The organism is Bacillus sp. LNXM65 (assembly GCF_002998575.1).
Lineage (GTDB): Bacteria > Bacillota > Bacilli > Bacillales > Bacillaceae > Bacillus.
Genome location: NZ_PVRB01000001.1, coordinates 394,071 through 409,621, shown reverse-complemented (window position 1 = coordinate 409,621; position 15,551 = coordinate 394,071). Strand labels below are relative to the sequence as shown.

Annotated in this window: 16 protein-coding genes; 15 read left to right on the top strand and 1 reads right to left on the bottom strand. The window is 43.3% G+C overall.

The window, feature by feature from the left end:
- The first annotated feature begins 3 nt into the window (after window positions 1–3).
- From fmt to spoVM, 9 genes are all read left to right on the top strand, one after another.
- A complete protein-coding gene (fmt, locus tag C6Y03_RS02010) occupies window positions 4–957 on the top strand; it encodes a methionyl-tRNA formyltransferase (RefSeq protein WP_106038756.1) in 954 nt (317 codons plus the stop codon).
- Window positions 944–2,287 (top strand): 16S rRNA (cytosine(967)-C(5))-methyltransferase RsmB, encoded by a 1,344-nt coding sequence (gene rsmB, locus C6Y03_RS02005; RefSeq protein ID WP_106038755.1) that lies wholly within the window; start codon window positions 944–946, stop codon window positions 2,285–2,287. Before fmt ends, rsmB begins: the two co-directional genes overlap by 14 nt.
- 3 nt (window positions 2,288–2,290) lie before the next feature.
- Complete coding sequence (rlmN, locus tag C6Y03_RS02000) at window positions 2,291–3,373, top strand: dual-specificity RNA methyltransferase RlmN (RefSeq protein ID WP_034662441.1); 1,083 nt, start codon at window positions 2,291–2,293, stop codon at window positions 3,371–3,373.
- Between the two features lie 3 nt (window positions 3,374–3,376).
- The gene (locus C6Y03_RS01995; RefSeq protein ID WP_034662439.1) at window positions 3,377–4,147 is read left to right on the top strand and encodes a Stp1/IreP family PP2C-type Ser/Thr phosphatase; all 771 of its coding nucleotides are present in this window, start codon (window positions 3,377–3,379) and stop codon (window positions 4,145–4,147) included.
- Window positions 4,141–6,096, top strand: coding sequence for a Stk1 family PASTA domain-containing Ser/Thr kinase (gene pknB, locus C6Y03_RS01990; RefSeq protein ID WP_106038754.1), 1,956 nt, complete (start codon window positions 4,141–4,143; stop codon window positions 6,094–6,096). Before C6Y03_RS01995 ends, pknB begins: the two co-directional genes overlap by 7 nt.
- 12 nt (window positions 6,097–6,108) lie before the next feature.
- Window positions 6,109–7,005, top strand: coding sequence for a ribosome small subunit-dependent GTPase A (gene rsgA / locus C6Y03_RS01985; protein WP_106030831.1), 897 nt, complete (start codon window positions 6,109–6,111; stop codon window positions 7,003–7,005).
- Window positions 7,006–7,008: 3 nt separating this feature from the next.
- Window positions 7,009–7,659: a ribulose-phosphate 3-epimerase gene (gene rpe, locus C6Y03_RS01980; protein ID WP_106038753.1), complete on the top strand. Its 651-nt coding sequence runs from the start codon at window positions 7,009–7,011 to the stop codon at window positions 7,657–7,659.
- A 60-nt stretch (window positions 7,660–7,719) separates the two neighbouring features.
- The gene (locus C6Y03_RS01975; RefSeq protein ID WP_106038752.1) at window positions 7,720–8,364 is read left to right on the top strand and encodes a thiamine diphosphokinase; all 645 of its coding nucleotides are present in this window, start codon (window positions 7,720–7,722) and stop codon (window positions 8,362–8,364) included.
- Window positions 8,365–8,435: 71 nt separating this feature from the next.
- A complete protein-coding gene (gene spoVM, locus C6Y03_RS01970; protein WP_008354550.1) occupies window positions 8,436–8,516 on the top strand; it encodes a stage V sporulation protein SpoVM in 81 nt (26 codons plus the stop codon).
- Between the two features lie 69 nt (window positions 8,517–8,585).
- Here spoVM and rpmB read toward each other — a convergent pair whose 3' ends face one another.
- Window positions 8,586–8,774, bottom strand: coding sequence for a 50S ribosomal protein L28 (rpmB, locus tag C6Y03_RS01965; RefSeq protein ID WP_003212514.1), 189 nt, complete (start codon window positions 8,772–8,774; stop codon window positions 8,586–8,588).
- 271 nt (window positions 8,775–9,045) lie between these two features.
- Between rpmB and C6Y03_RS01960 the strand changes: the two genes are divergently transcribed.
- The 6 genes from C6Y03_RS01960 to fapR all read left to right on the top strand — a co-directional run bounded on the left by C6Y03_RS01960 (window position 9,046) and on the right by fapR (window position 15,537).
- Entirely contained in the window at window positions 9,046–9,408 is a 363-nt protein-coding gene (locus tag C6Y03_RS01960) for an Asp23/Gls24 family envelope stress response protein (protein ID WP_003211680.1), read from the top strand.
- Between the two features lie 15 nt (window positions 9,409–9,423).
- Complete coding sequence (locus C6Y03_RS01955; protein WP_066030922.1) at window positions 9,424–11,097, top strand: DAK2 domain-containing protein; 1,674 nt, start codon at window positions 9,424–9,426, stop codon at window positions 11,095–11,097.
- Window positions 11,098–11,246: 149 nt separating this feature from the next.
- On the top strand, window positions 11,247–11,909 hold the full coding sequence (gene sdaAB / locus C6Y03_RS01950) for an L-serine ammonia-lyase, iron-sulfur-dependent subunit beta (protein WP_034662425.1): 663 nt from the start codon (window positions 11,247–11,249) through the stop codon (window positions 11,907–11,909).
- Between the two features lie 20 nt (window positions 11,910–11,929).
- A complete protein-coding gene (sdaAA, locus tag C6Y03_RS01945) occupies window positions 11,930–12,832 on the top strand; it encodes an L-serine ammonia-lyase, iron-sulfur-dependent, subunit alpha (protein WP_106038839.1) in 903 nt (300 codons plus the stop codon).
- Window positions 12,810–14,858 (top strand): ATP-dependent DNA helicase RecG, encoded by a 2,049-nt coding sequence (gene recG / locus C6Y03_RS01940; protein WP_106037767.1) that lies wholly within the window; start codon window positions 12,810–12,812, stop codon window positions 14,856–14,858. Before sdaAA ends, recG begins: the two co-directional genes overlap by 23 nt.
- A gap of 112 nt (window positions 14,859–14,970) precedes the next feature.
- A complete protein-coding gene (gene fapR, locus C6Y03_RS01935; protein ID WP_024424199.1) occupies window positions 14,971–15,537 on the top strand; it encodes a transcription factor FapR in 567 nt (188 codons plus the stop codon).
- Window positions 15,538–15,551 lie beyond the last annotated feature (14 nt).

Genomic DNA, 15,551 nt, shown 5'->3' with positions numbered 1-15,551 from the left:
AAAATGGCACGTATTGTATTTATGGGAACCCCTGATTTCTCAGTACCTGTGCTGCAAACACTCATAACAGAAGGATACGAAGTTGTCGGGGTCGTCACGCAGCCAGATCGCCCAAAAGGCAGAAAACGAGTACTCACACCGCCTCCTGTGAAAGTGGAAGCCTTAAAGCACGGCATTCCTGTACTGCAGCCTGAAAAGGTGCGTCTTTATGAAGAAATTGATAAAGTGCTTTCATTAAAGCCCGATTTAATTGTAACGGCGGCATTTGGACAAATTCTACCAAAACGATTACTGGATGAACCTCAGTTTGGCTGTATCAATGTTCATGCCTCACTGCTGCCAGAACTAAGAGGCGGCGCGCCGATCCATTATGCGATCCTTCAAGGTAAAAAGAAAACAGGCGTCACCATCATGTACATGGTGGAACGACTCGATGCAGGGGACATGATCAGTAAAGTAGAAGTAGAAATCGACGAATTAGACAATGTCGGTACATTACATGACAAATTAAGTGTAGCAGGCGCCGCATTGCTGAAAGATACTGTGCCAAATGTTCTGAGCGGATCTATTTCTCCAATTCCGCAAAATGAAGAAGCGGCAACGTACGCACCTAATATAAAGCGAGAGCAAGAAAGGTTAGACTGGACAAAGACCGGAGAAGAGCTTTACAACCAAGTTCGCGGCTTAAATCCATGGCCAGTTGCCTATACTGAATGGAACGGGGCTCATCTAAAAGTATGGGAAGCGAAAAAAGTTCCACTTCAAGTGCAAGAAGAACCTGGGAAAGTGATTGAGCTTCAAAAAGAAGGTCCGGTCATTGGAACTGGGAATAAGCAAGGCCTTTTATTAACAGGTGTGCAGCCAGCTGGTAAGAAAAAAATGAGCGGCGAAGACTTCTTAAGAGGCGCAAATATCGAAATTGGACAGAAATTAGGGTTAATGAATGAAGAAAAGTAATGTGAGAGAAGTAGCGCTGGACGCTTTAATCAAACTTGAACAAAACCAAGCTTACAGTAATTTGCTTTTGCAGTCAGTCATGAAAGACAAAGACTTGGCAGATCAGGACAAACCGCTCTTAACAGAGCTTGTGTACGGTACACTGCAAAATAAGCTGGCATTAGATTATATGCTGGCACCATTTGTGAAAAAACCGCAAAAGGTGGCTCCATGGGTCATGCAGCTTTTGCGAATGTCTCTTTATCAAATGGTCTACCTTGAAAAGATTCCAGACCGTGCAGCCATCCATGAAGCAGTTGAGCTAACGAAAAAGAGAGGGCACAAGGGCATTTCTTCACTTGTGAACGGCGTTCTTCGTTCCGTGCAAAGAGAAGGTGTTCCGGCTTTTGATGACATCAAAGATCCGGTCAAGCGGCTTTCAATTGAGACAAGCCACCCATTATGGCTCGTGCAGGAATGGGTTCAGTCGTACGGATTTGAAGCGGCAGAAAGCATGTGCCGCATTCATTTAGTACCGCCAAAGCAAACCCTCCGTGTCAATCGAATGAAAACCGGCCGCGCGGCATTGCAGCAAGAACTGCTGGATGCCGGAATCGAAACGGAGCTCGGCGACTTATCTGAAGATGCACTCAAGCTGATGAAAGGGTCCATCGTTTCAACCCCTTCTTTTCAAGAAGGCTATGTGACCATTCAAGATGAAAGCTCAATGCTTGTCGCAAGAGCACTAGACCCTCAGCCGGGAGAAACAGTGCTTGACGCCTGTGCGGCTCCAGGCGGAAAATCAACACATATCGCAGAGCGTATGAACGACGAAGGACAAATTGTTTCACTTGATTTACATGAACACAAAGTGAAACTCATCAAACAAGCAGCAAAACGCCTGAACCTTACTCAGATTGAGGCAAAAGCGCTTGATGCGAGGAAAGCGAATGACTATTACAGCGAAGCTTCATTTGACCGTATTCTGATTGATGCGCCGTGTTCTGGTTTTGGTGTCATCAGACGAAAACCAGATATGAAATATACTAAGTCTCCAGAAGACTCAGCAAGGCTTGCTGCTATTCAGCAGGCAATCTTAAAAGAAGCAGCTCCGCTTTTAAAGCCTGGCGGATCCCTTGTATATAGTACATGTACAATGGACCCAACAGAAAATCAACAAGTGATTCATGCGTTTTTACAAGAACACCAAGACTTCGAACCCGATCTATCTCTTAATGAACGGCTGCCTGAGCAGGTTGCTCCGTTTGTTCAAAACGGAAGTGTACAAATTCTTCCTCATTATTTCGGAACAGATGGTTTCTTTATTTGCAGCATGAGAAAGAAGGGATAAAAAATGACAGAACAAAAAGTAAGAAAAGAACTGAAAACAGATATGCCGTCGATTTATTCATTTGAGCTTCACGAAATGAAAGAATGGTTAAAAGAACAAGACGAAAAGCCTTTCCGCGCAGCTCAAATTTTTGAGTGGCTTTATGAGAAACGTGTGACATCCTTTGATGAAATGTCTAACCTCTCCAAAGATTTAAGAGAAAAATTAAAAGATCAATTTACAATCACAACTTTAAAAACCGTGATCAAACAAACGTCTCAGGACGGAACGATCAAGTTTTTATTTGAACTGCATGATGGCTATACAATTGAAACAGTGCTTATGCGTCACGAATATGGAAACTCTGTCTGTGTCACGACTCAGGTTGGCTGTAGAATTGGCTGTACATTCTGTGCATCTACACTTGGCGGTTTAAAACGAAACCTTGAAGCGGGAGAAATCGTTGCACAAGTATTAAAAGTGCAGCAGGCACTTGACGAAACAGATGAGAGAGTCAGCTCTGTTGTCATCATGGGAATTGGCGAACCGTTTGATAACTTTGAAGAAATGCTTGCCTTCCTTAAAATCATCAACCATGACAACGGCTTAAATATTGGTGCACGTCATATTACAGTTTCGACAAGCGGAATCATTCCAAAGATTTATCAATTCGCTGATGAGCAAATGCAAATCAACTTTGCTGTATCTCTGCACGCACCGAACACAGAGATCAGAAGCCGCCTGATGCCGATCAATAAGGCATATAAGCTGCCAAAATTAATGGAAGCCATTGAATACTACATTCAAAAGACGGGTAGACGTGTCAGCTTTGAATACGGCCTGTTTGGCGGAGTAAATGATCAAGTTCACCATGCGGAAGAACTTGCAGACCTTTTAAAAGGAATCAAGTGCCACGTAAACCTCATTCCGGTGAACTATGTACCAGAGAGAGATTATGTGAGAACACCTAGAGAACAAATCTTCCTATTTGAAAAAACGCTGAAAGAACGCGGCGTAAACGTAACGATTAGACGAGAGCAAGGCCATGACATTGATGCTGCTTGCGGTCAGCTAAGAGCGAAGGAGCGTCAGGAAGAGACGAGGTGACGAATGTTGATAAGGGCAGCCTTTCTAACCGATACAGGAAAAGTCCGTCAGCATAATGAAGATGATGCAGGTATTTTTGAAGCAAAAGAAGACTCACTTCTCGCTGTTGTAGCAGACGGCATGGGAGGTCATCTTGCTGGTGATGTCGCCAGCAAGATGGCAGTCTCTTCTTTGAAAGAATACTGGGAAAAAACATCTTCAATTCCAGAAAAGCCAGCCGATCAAGAAAGCTGGTTAATCTCAAAAATCAGTGACATTAATGACCAAGTATATGAACATGCGAAAAACAATGAGGAGTGCCAAGGAATGGGGACGACCATTGTGTGTGCGCTCGTTCATTTGCAAACGGTCACAATTGCGCATATTGGAGACAGCCGCTGCTACCTGCTAAGAGAAGGAGCGCTGACCCAATTAACGGATGATCATTCACTTGTGAATGAACTTGTGAAAACAGGTGAAATTTCAAAAGCGGATGCAGAATATCATCCAAGAAAAAATGTGCTCACGAAAGCATTAGGAACAGATAAACGTGTTCAAATTGATGCACGCACCTTTGAAGTGGACCCAGGAGATCAAATCCTGCTTTGCTCAGATGGTCTATCGAATAAAGTAGAAGAAGAGAATTTGATTCATATTTTAACGCAAACGAACGCACCAGAGGAAAAAGTAACAGAGTTAATTCAAACAGCGAATGACAACGGCGGTGAAGATAACATTACAGCAGTACTGTTAGAAATCTCCTCCCAGCCAGAGGAGGGTGACAGCAAGTGTTGATCGGAAAAAGGATCAGCGGCCGTTATCAGATTCTTCGCGTCATAGGCGGAGGCGGAATGGCAAACGTCTATTTGGCGGAGGATATGATTTTAGATCGCGAAGTAGCGATTAAAATTTTGCGGTTTGACTTTGCGAGCGATGATGATTTTATTAGACGATTCCGACGGGAAGCGCAATCAGCTGCAAGCTTAGATCATTCGAATATTGTCAGCATCTACGATGTAGGGGAAGAAGATGATATTTATTATATTGTGATGGAATATGTCGAGGGGATGACGCTGAAAGAATACATACACGCCAATGGCCCGCTTCATCCGAAAGAAGCCGTTCGCATCATGGAGCAAGTCGTTGCGGCGATGGAAGAAGCCCATGCGAAACAGCTCGTCCACCGTGACATTAAGCCTCACAATATATTAATAGACAATATGGGGAATATCAAAGTCACTGATTTTGGGATTGCCATGGCACTCAGCTCAGCGACCATTACCCATACAAATTCTGTCCTAGGCTCCGTGCACTATTTGTCTCCAGAACAAGCACGCGGAGGTCTTGCAACGAAAAAGTCAGACATCTATTCGCTTGGGATTGTGCTTTATGAACTCATCTCAGGACGCATGCCATTTGAAGGGGAATCGGCTGTCAGTGTCGCACTGAAGCATTTGCAATCAGAGCCTCCATCTGTGAGGAGATGGAATCCTTCTGTTCCACAAAGCGTGGAAAACATCATTTTAAAGGCGATGGCCAAAGATCCATTTTATCGATATGAAGATGCATCTGAAATGCAAAAAGACTTAAAAACCGCTTTCGATCCAGCCAGATTAAAAGAAAAACGCTTTGTCATTGAAGAAGACCATGAAGCAACGAAAGCGATCCCAATCATTCAAGATCATCTAATCGATCAAGACAATGAAAAAACAGCTGTCCACCCGGCTCAAAAACCGAAGAAAAAAGAGAAACAAAAGCCGAAAAAGAAACGAAAAAAATGGCCATGGATTGTGGCATCCATCTTATTTATTTTGACCGCTGCGACGATTTTAGCCATCACTGTGTTTCCAGGGCTGCTTTTTCCAAAAGATGTTGAGGTCACGGATGTATCTGGCATGACGGTTGAAAAAGCAGAAGATACCTTGAAGAAAGCTGGGTTCACCGTCGCTTCGGAACCAATTGAGATCGCTGATGAGAAAATTGAAAAAGGGCTTGTCGTCAAAACAGATCCGAAAATCGGCACAAAGGTAAAAGAAGGGACAGAAATTCAGCTTTACGAAAGTACTGGCAAGGAAAAGACCGAATTACCTGATGTTACAGGCGAAAAGGTCGATAAAGCAAAAGAATTATTAGAGAAAAAAGGGTTTAAACAGGTCGTTGTGGAGGAAGTGAATGATAATGACACCGAATCTGGGATTGTCATGGAACAGAATCCTTCAGCGAATACAGAGCTTGTAGCAGCAGATGAAGAAGTCACGTTGACTGTCAGCATAGGTCCTGCCGATATTACATTACGTGATTTAACGACGTATAGTAAGCAGGCGGCATCGAATTATTTAGAGGATAACGGATTAAAGCTTGATGAAAAAGAAGCGCATTCTGACGAAGTACCAAAAGGCGAGGTCATGAAGCAGGAACCAGGAGCAGGAACTGCTGTTAAACCAGGTGATACGGTCAAGATTACATTCTCTCTTGGACCGAAGGAAAAACCAGCCAAAACGGTGACTGAAAAGATTGCGATCCCTTATGAACCAGAAACGGAAGGGCAGGAGATGAATGTCCAAATTTCCATTGATGATGCGGAGCATAGCATCTCTGATTCATATGAAAGCTTTAAAATCACTGCGCCGACTGAGCGGACCATTAAGTTTAAGATTGAACCAGGTCAAAAAGGATATTATCAAGTGACGGTTGATGATAAAGTCGTAAGCTCTAAAACGATCGAATACCCTGATGATGAATAAAGGAGGGACTTTATGCCTGAGGGCAAAATTATTAAAGCATTAAGCGGATTCTACTATGTGCTGGATGAGTCAAAAGAAAGTGGAAAAGTGGTTCAGTGCAGAGCAAGAGGCATTTTTCGAAAAAACAAAATCACACCTCTTGTTGGAGATTATGTCGTGTATCAAGCAGACAACGATAAAGAAGGCTACTTATTAGAAGTAAAAGAACGGACAAACGAACTTGTTCGTCCCCCTATTAGTAACGTCGATCAAGCGGTACTTGTTTTCTCAGCAGCAGAACCAACCTTTAGCACATCACTCTTAGACAGATTTTTAGTGCTTGTTGAAGCCAATCATATTGAGCCGATTATCTGCATCACTAAAATGGACTTATTGAAAACAGATCAAGAGCGTGAAACTATCGAGGCATATGCAGACGACTATCGGCAAATTGGCTATGATGTTCATTTAACCTCTACGATGGAGGGAGACGGAATTGAGAAGCTGACCCCGCATTTTCACAATAAAATTACGGTATTTGCCGGTCAGTCTGGTGTAGGCAAGTCCTCCCTTTTAAATGCGATGAGTCCTGAATTGGCGCTGAAAACAAATGATATCTCATCCCATCTCGGACGAGGAAAGCATACGACAAGGCATGTTGAACTTATTCGAACAGCAGACGGGCTCATTGCAGATACTCCTGGCTTTAGCTCGCTCGAATTTACTGGCATCGAAGCAGAAGATCTAGGTCTATACTTTTTAGACATCAGAGAGCGGAGTGCAGATTGTAAATTTAGAGGCTGCCTGCACGTGAAAGAGCCTGGCTGTGCGATAAAAGATGCGGTCGAGCATGATCAAATCAGAGAGTATCGCTATCAGCATTATTTAGAGTTTTTAACTGAAATCAAAGACAGAAAGCCGAGGTACTAAATCATGGTTTATATTGCCCCTTCCATTTTATCAGCAGATTTTGCCAATTTGGAGAAAGATATCCGTGATGTGGAACAAGGCGGTGCGGATTACATTCATATCGATGTCATGGACGGTCATTTTGTACCGAATATGACATTTGGGCCGAATGTTGTCGAAGCGATCAGACCGCATACGCGTCTTCCGCTTGATGTTCACTTAATGATTGAGCAGCCAGACCGGTATATTCCTGCATTCGCAAAAGCAGGCGCTGATATTATTTCTGTTCATGTGGAAGCTTGTCCGCACTTACACCGAACAATACAGCACATTAAAGAACAAGGTGTAAAAGCAGGGGTCGTCTTGAATCCTCACACACCTGTTTCTCACATTGAGCATGTATTAGAGGATGTGGACCTTGTGTTATTCATGACGGTAAATCCTGGTTTTGGGGGACAAGCATTTATTCCATCTGTTCTCACGAAGGTAAAAGAAGTAAAAGCACTGAGTGAACAAAAGGGCTTAACCGATTTACTGATAGAAATAGACGGTGGTGTCAATGTAGAAACTGCAAAGGATTGCAAAGAAGCAGGCGCTAATTTACTTGTAGCGGGCTCAGCGGTATACAGTAAAGACAACCGCGCAGCAGCGATCCAGGCAATTCGAGAAGCGTAAAGAAAGGAACCAAAGTCATTGTGATCTTTGGTTCTTTTTATATAGAGAGGAGCGTATATCATGCACATACATATCGTAGCCGGCGGTCCTTTTGGATACATTCCGCCACTTGAACATGAAGCATCACAGAAGGATATTCTCTGGATTGGCGTAGACCGTGGAACCCTCTTCTTACTAGAGCAAGGCATCATCCCTGCCAAAGCCTTTGGTGATTTTGACAGTGTGACAGAAGAAGAGCTTCGGGAGCTGAAAGAAAAATTGCCTGCCCTGAATGTATTTCAAGCTGAAAAGGATGAAACCGATTTAGAGCTTGCACTGAACTGGGCATTGAGTCAGCATCCAGCACATATTTACATCTACGGTATTACGGGAGGAAGGGCTGATCATTTTCTAGGAAATATCCATCTTCTTTACAAAGGGATTCAGCACAAGCAGAATATCACCCTTGTAGACAAACAAAATATCATTCAAATGTTTGAACCTGGTACATACGAAATAAAAGAAGATCAGGATAAACAATATGTGTCGTTTCTACCCTTTGGAACACCGGTTGAAAAGCTGACATTAAAAGGTTTCAAATATCCTCTGAAAAATTGTCATATTGAGCCTGGTTCCACACTATGTATTAGTAACGAACTCATCCACTCAAATGGTACTTTTTCTTTTCATGAAGGCATATTAATAATGGTAAGAAGCAAAGATTGACCAACCTATCAATGTGGATGGCTGATTAAGCTCAATTGTGCTGCAAGCGGTACTTTTAGGAGGGGGACAAAATGAAATTTTATACAATCAAACTGCCTAGATTTCTTGGCGGCATTGTCCGTGCGATGCTTGGTTCATTTAAGAAAGATTAATGAGTAATCTCCTTTATTTCCACATAAAAACGCCTGCTACAATTAATTGTAGCAGGCGTTTACTCTTGCTTATACACGCTCAACTTTACCAGATTTCAAAGCTCGAGCTGATACATATACTCTTTTAGGCTTACCGTCCACTAGAATACGAACTTTTTGAAGGTTCGCGCCCCATGTACGTTTTGTAGAGTTCATTGCGTGAGAACGGTTGTTCCCAGCTTTTGTTTTTCTGCCTGTAATAACGCATTTACGTGCCATTTGTTTCCCTCCTAACTGCGAAAACATCATCATATTCTTCATATACGTACTTAGAGATGCCTCAAGATACTTTAATAATTTACCACAGCTTCAAGGGGTTTGCAAGGATTGTTTACTCCTCTTTCAAGAAAAATACCTTGACATCTTGATAAAAAATCTAGGCTATAGTATAAGTAGGATTGGGTCGGATTGAATGATTTCTTTTAAAAAGAAGGGTCTTATAGTAAAATAGTGATAACTCAGGGCAATTTCTCAAAAAGGGGGAACCAATGTGTCCATTGAACTTAGAACGAAATACGGACAAATTGATATATCAAATGAAGTCATTGCAATGGTGGCAGGAGGCGCTGCGATCGATTGTTATGGTATTGTTGGGATGGCGTCCAAAAATCAAATCAAGGACGGCTTGACGGATATTCTCCGCAAAGAGAACTTCAGCCGGGGTGTTCTTGTGCGTCAAAAAGAAGACCGCATTCATATTGATATGTACATCATCGTCAGCTACGGTACAAAAATATCAGAAGTCGCACATAATGTTCAAACGAAAGTCAAATATACGATTTCTCACACAGTTGGACTTTCTGTTGATTCGGTCAACATTTATGTACAAGGAGTAAGAGTTACGAACCCGTAGTAAGGAGGAAATATATTGTCTATTAGAAATCTTGATGGCCGCTCATTTGCAAAAATGATTCTTGCAGGTGCTCACCATCTTTCTCAAAACGCACAAATTGTTGATGCGTTAAATGTTTTTCCAGTGCCAGACGGAGACACGGGGACAAATATGAATTTGTCGATGACTTCAGGGGCAAAAGCAGTTGAAGAAACAAATACCGATCATATTGGGAAGGTCGGCGTGGCCCTGTCAAAAGGGCTGTTGATGGGCGCAAGAGGAAACTCAGGCGTGATCCTTTCACAGCTCTTTAGAGGTTTCAGTAAACATATTGAACAAAAAGAAACGATTGATGCAAAAGAATTTGCCCTTGCCTTACAGGCAGGTGTTGATACAGCATATAAAGCCGTGATGAAACCGATTGAAGGGACCATCTTAACGGTTGCAAAGGATGCAGCAAAGAAAGCGGTTGCTGTTTCAGCAGCAGAAAATGACATTGACCGCGTTCTTGAGTTAACGATTGAGGAAGCGAGAGCATCACTTGATCGAACGCCAGATCTGCTTCCTGTTTTAAAAGAAGTGGGCGTTGTCGATAGTGGGGGTAAAGGACTTCTGTGCGTATATGAAGGTTTCCTTGCTTCATTAAGAGGAGAGGACCTCCATCTGAAAGCGGCCTCTTTGCCAACGTTAAAAGAACTTGTCAGTGCAGAGCATCATAAAAGTGCACAAAGCCATATGAACACTGAAGATATCGAATTTGGTTATTGTACTGAATTTATGGTGAAATTTGAAGAAGACAAACAGTCCTTTGATGAGAATGCCTTCAGAGAAGACTTAAGCGAATTCGGAGATTCACTTCTTGTGGTGTCTGATGAAACGCTGGCGAAAGTTCATATTCATGCAGAGCAGCCTGGAGATGTCTTATCCTATGCACAGCGCTACGGCAGCCTGATCAATATGAAAATTGAAAATATGAGAGAGCAGCATAGCTCGATTGTGAACGAAGAAAGAGAACACGCGCCCGCTGCACCAAAGGCACCTGCTGCTGAAAAACAGCGCTTTGGAGTAGTCAGTGTCGCAATGGGAGAAGGAATTGCTGACTTGTTTAAAAGTATCGGAGCTTCCGTCGTCATTGAAGGCGGACAGACGATGAACCCGAGCACAGAAGACATTGTCACAGCAATTGAAAGCGTACATGCCGAAACCGTCTTTATCTTACCTAATAATTCTAATATTGTCATGGCAGCGAAACAGGCGGCAACTGTCTCAAGTCGTGAGGTCGTTGTCATTCCGACGAAGACCGTTCCCCAAGGAATGTCGGCACTTCTTTCTCTAAATGAAGCAGCTTCAAATGAAGACAACGAAGCAGCGATGCTAGAAGCGATTGACCACGTGAAAAGCGGCCAAATTACCTTTGCAGTGAGAGATACCCAAATTGATGGTATTGATATTGCCAAAGGCGATTATATGGGTCTCTTTAACGGGAAAATTACCTTAACCGCGAAAAATCAATTAGATGCAGCAAAAGAGCTTTTGACCAAAATGGTGACAGAAGATGATGAGATTGTCACGATCATTAAAGGGGAAGATGCATCATCTGAAGAGATGGAGGCGTTAGAAGCCTTTATTGAAGAAACATTTGAAGAGGTAGAAGTTGAAGTCCACGATGGAAAACAGCCGCTTTATTCATATATTTTGGCTGTTGAATAACGAAAGAAGGGCAAATAAAGCCCTTCTTCTTCTTTTGCAATTTTTTACTAGTGATTCAACGATGAAATGAGTTGCGGGAAACGAATGAATCCATTAGTCTAAAGAAAGAACCAAACCAATATGTGAGTGGTTATGAGAGGGGAAGACCTATGAAATTTAGAAGTGTGTTTGATATTATTGGACCCGTCATGATTGGTCCATCAAGTTCGCACACAGCGGGTGCGGCTCGTATAGGAAGAGTGGCTCGCAGCTTATTTGGAAGAGAACCGAAACAAATTGTCGTTTCATTTTATGGCTCTTTTAAAGATACGTATAAAGGACACGGTACAGATGTCGCCATTATCGGCGGTGTTCTTGACTTTGATACATTTGATGAACGCATCAAAACAGCGATTGATATTGCAAAAAGCAAAGAGATCGACATTGAATTTAAAGAAGAAGATGCGGTGCCAGCGCATCCGAATACAGCAAAAGTAGAGATATCAGATGCAAATGGAAAGCTTGAATTAATCGGGATTTCCATCGGCGGTGGTAAAATTGAAATCACTGAACTGAATGGCTTTGAGCTCAGGCTTTCAGGAAATCATCCTGCCATTCTTGTGGTTCATAACGATCGCTACGGCACGATTGCAGCAGTGGCCAATGTGTTAGCGAAATTCGCCATCAACATCGGTCATATGGAAGTGGCACGTAAAGATGTCGGGCAAGAGGCTCTGATGACCATCGAAGTGGATCAAAATATTGACCCAGCTGTCCTATCAGAGCTTGAAACGCTGCCAAACATTATTCAAGTCACACAAATTGCAGAGTAACAACAAGGAGGTTATGAATGATGTTTAAAAACGTCAAAGAACTCGTGCAGCTAACAGAAGAACGGAATACCTCCATTTCAGAAATAATGATCGCGCAAGAAATGGAAGTGACAGGGAAGTCACGTGAAGATATTTTCTCCCAGATGTACCGCAACCTAGAAGTGATGGAACAGGCCGTAGAAAACGGGCTGAAAGGTGTGAAATCATTATCAGGTTTAACAGGCGGAGATGCGGTCAAACTTCAAGCATATATCGCATCAGGCAAAACGCTGTCTGGACATACTATATTAGATGCTGTCAGTAAGGCAGTGGCAACGAATGAAGTCAATGCCGCAATGGGGACGATTTGTGCAACGCCTACAGCAGGCTCAGCAGGTGTTGTGCCGGGTACGTTATTTGCAGTAAAAGAAACATTAAAGCCAACTAAGGAACAAATGGTCAGATTCCTATTCACCTCTGGCGCATTTGGCTTTGTTGTGGCCAATAATGCGAGCATCTCTGGTGCAGCAGGCGGCTGTCAGGCAGAGGTAGGTTCAGCATCAGGTATGGCGGCAGCAGCCATTGTCGAAATGGCAGGCGGTACACCTCAGCAATCTACTGAAGCGATGGCGATTACACTGAAAAATATGCTTGGACTTGTTTGTGACCCAGTAGCTGGACTTGTCGAGGTACCGTGCGTAAAACGAAACGCAATGGGTGCATCAAATGCGATGATCGCAGCAGATATGGCACTTGCCGGCATCACAAGCCGTATTCCATGTGATGAAGTCATTGATGCGATGTATAAAATCGGTCAAACCATGCCAACGGCACTTCGTGAAACAGCACAAGGCGGACTTGCTGCAACACCGACAGCAAGAGAGCTTGAAAAGAAGATTTTCGGAGGTGTGACCTCATCTCGTGATACAGAAACTGCAAGATAATGTCTCTGTCCTCAAAGGGATTGGAGAAGAAACCGAAAAAACACTCAATGAACTTGGAATCTATACAGTAGCCGATTTGCTTGGCTACTTTCCTTATCGATATGACGACTATGAGCTTCGTAATTTAGAAGAAGTTAAGCATGATGAACGTGTCACAGTTGAAGGGAAAGTGCACAGTGAGCCCGTCCTCACCTATTATGGAAAAAAACGAAGCAGGCTGACATTCAGGCTGCTTGTCGGGCGTTTTCTCATCACAGCGATTTGCTTCAATCGCCCTTATTTAAAACGAAGCCTTGTTTTAGGTGATACAGTATCCGTCACTGGGAAATGGGATAAAAACCGTCAATCCATCATGGTGCAGGAATTTAAAAAAGGGACGCACGAGCAAGATGGCAGTATAGAGCCTGTTTATTCAGTAAAAGAAAATGTAACCGTGAAGATGATGAGGCGTTTTGTAAAACAAGCCCTGTCACTTTATGTAGACAAAGCCGAAGATCCACTGCCAAAGCAGCTTGCCTTTGCCTATAAACTCATGTCCTATCAGGAAGCATTAAAAACCATTCACCTGCCAGAAACAAGAGACTCGCTCAAGCAAGCAAGACGCCGCTTTGTGTACGAGGAATTTCTCATCTTTCAGTTGAAGATGCAGGCAATCAGAAAGAAAGAGCGAGAAAAAACATCAGGCATCCAGCATCCGTTTTCCAAAGAGGCTGTTTTTGAGTTTGTTCACAGCCTGCCATTTCCGCTGACAAAGGCACAATCAAGAGTGCTTGATGAAATTATGTCTGATATGGCATCCCCGTACCGGATGAACCGTCTGCTTCAAGGGGATGTAGGCTCAGGGAAAACAGCTGTTGCAGCCATTGCGCTTTATGCCGCTCATTTATCCGGCTATCAAGGTGCATTAATGGTCCCAACAGAGATTTTGGCAGAACAGCATGCAGATTCACTTTACCAGCTGTTTGAAAAATGGGGACTGAATATCGCCCTTCTGACAAGCTCTGTGAAAGGAAAGCGCCGCAGAGAATTGCTGGAACGTCTAAAAGAGGGCGAGATTGATATATTAGTCGGTACGCATGCGCTCATTCAAGACGAAGTCGAATTTCAGCAGCTCGGTCTTGTTATCACAGATGAGCAGCACCGGTTTGGCGTAGAACAGCGAAAAAAACTAAGAAGTAAAGGGCAGGACCCAGATGTCTTGTTTATGACTGCCACACCTATTCCGCGAACACTTGCAATCACTGTCTTTGGAGAAATGGACGTATCCGTCATTGATGAATTACCAGCCGGCAGAAAACAGATCGAAACGTATTGGGTCAAGCATGACATGCTTGAGAGGATTCTTGCATTTGTGGATAAAGAGCTGAGAAAAGGAAGACAGGCGTATATTATTTGTCCGCTCATAGAAGAATCAGACAAGCTGGATGTGCAAAATGCGATCGATGTCCACAGTATGCTGACAGAGGCTTACCGCGGTAAGTGGTCGATCGGCTTAATGCACGGGAAACTGGCGAGTGACGAAAAAGATCAGGTGATGAGAGACTTTACAGCAAATGAAGTTCAAATTCTCGTTTCAACCACAGTCGTTGAAGTCGGGGTCAACGTACCGAATGCGACCATCATGGTCATTTATGATGCAGACCGCTTCGGACTGTCTCAGCTTCATCAGCTCAGAGGCCGGGTTGGACGCGGAGAGCATCAATCATTTTGTGTTTTAATGGCGGATCCAAAATCAGAAACGGGGAAAGAGCGGATGCGGATCATGTCCGAAACAACCGACGGTTTTGAGCTGTCTGAAAAGGACTTAGAACTAAGAGGACCCGGCGATTTCTTCGGTAAAAAACAAAGCGGAATGCCTGAATTTAAAGTAGCAGATATGGTTCATGACTACAGAGCGCTGGAAACCGCTAGAAAAGATGCGGCAGAACTTGTGCAATCAGACGCATTTTGGACAGACCCCGAATACAAAGAACTTCGGCAAACACTTGTAGACAGCGGGGTGCTGGGCGGAGATAAATTAAGCTGATCAAGCGCTGGAGGAATTTTCTTGTCTTTTTGAAACAAGGATTGATTTATCATCTATGAGATTATATACTACTATTAGTACCTAGTCATAAATGTACGGATGGTGTCTGCATATGAAACTAAATAAAAAAGAACGTCAAAAGCTTCTCCAGCAAACGATCAGCTCGACTCCGTTCATTACTGATGAAGAATTGGCAAGTAAATTCGGTGTAAGCATTCAAACGGTTCGTCTTGATCGTTTGGAACTGTCGATTCCTGAATTACGCGAAAGAATTAAGCATGTGGCCGAAAAGACATTAGAGGATGAAGTGAAGTCACTTCCGCTGGATGAAGTGATTGGAGAAATGATTGATGTAGAGCTTGATGACCAAGCCATTTCCATTTTAGAAGTGAGAAAAGAGCATGTATTTAGCCGAAATCAAATTGCCAGGGGACATCATCTCTTCGCCCAGGCTAATTCGCTCGCAGTAGCCGTCATCGACGATGAACTGGCGCTGACAGCAAAAGCGAATATCAGATTTACAAGGCAGGTTAAACAAGGCGAACGAGTCGTCTCAAAAGCTAAAGTAGCCTCACATGATAAAGAAAAAGGCAGAACTGTAGTTGAAGTAAACAGCTATGTCGGTGAGGAAGTTGTCTTCTCAGGTGACTTCGTCATGTATCGCTCAAAACAAAAGTAAAAGGTGGCACGTAA

Coding starts and splice junctions, on each gene's coding strand:
- fmt (WP_106038756.1), top strand. CDS start 4: ATGGCACGTATTGTATTTATGGGAACCCCTGATTTCTCAGTACCTGTG.
- rsmB (WP_106038755.1), top strand. CDS start 944: ATGAAGAAAAGTAATGTGAGAGAAGTAGCGCTGGACGCTTTAATCAAA.
- rlmN (WP_034662441.1), top strand. CDS start 2,291: ATGACAGAACAAAAAGTAAGAAAAGAACTGAAAACAGATATGCCGTCG.
- C6Y03_RS01995 (WP_034662439.1), top strand. CDS start 3,377: ATGTTGATAAGGGCAGCCTTTCTAACCGATACAGGAAAAGTCCGTCAG.
- rsgA (WP_106030831.1), top strand. CDS start 6,109: ATGCCTGAGGGCAAAATTATTAAAGCATTAAGCGGATTCTACTATGTG.
- rpe (WP_106038753.1), top strand. CDS start 7,009: ATGGTTTATATTGCCCCTTCCATTTTATCAGCAGATTTTGCCAATTTG.
- C6Y03_RS01975 (WP_106038752.1), top strand. CDS start 7,720: ATGCACATACATATCGTAGCCGGCGGTCCTTTTGGATACATTCCGCCA.
- spoVM (WP_008354550.1), top strand. CDS start 8,436: ATGAAATTTTATACAATCAAACTGCCTAGATTTCTTGGCGGCATTGTC.
- rpmB (WP_003212514.1), bottom strand. CDS start 8,774: ATGGCACGTAAATGCGTTATTACAGGCAGAAAAACAAAAGCTGGGAAC.
- sdaAB (WP_034662425.1), top strand. CDS start 11,247: ATGAAATTTAGAAGTGTGTTTGATATTATTGGACCCGTCATGATTGGT.
- sdaAA (WP_106038839.1), top strand. CDS start 11,930: ATGTTTAAAAACGTCAAAGAACTCGTGCAGCTAACAGAAGAACGGAAT.
- fapR (WP_024424199.1), top strand. CDS start 14,971: ATGAAACTAAATAAAAAAGAACGTCAAAAGCTTCTCCAGCAAACGATC.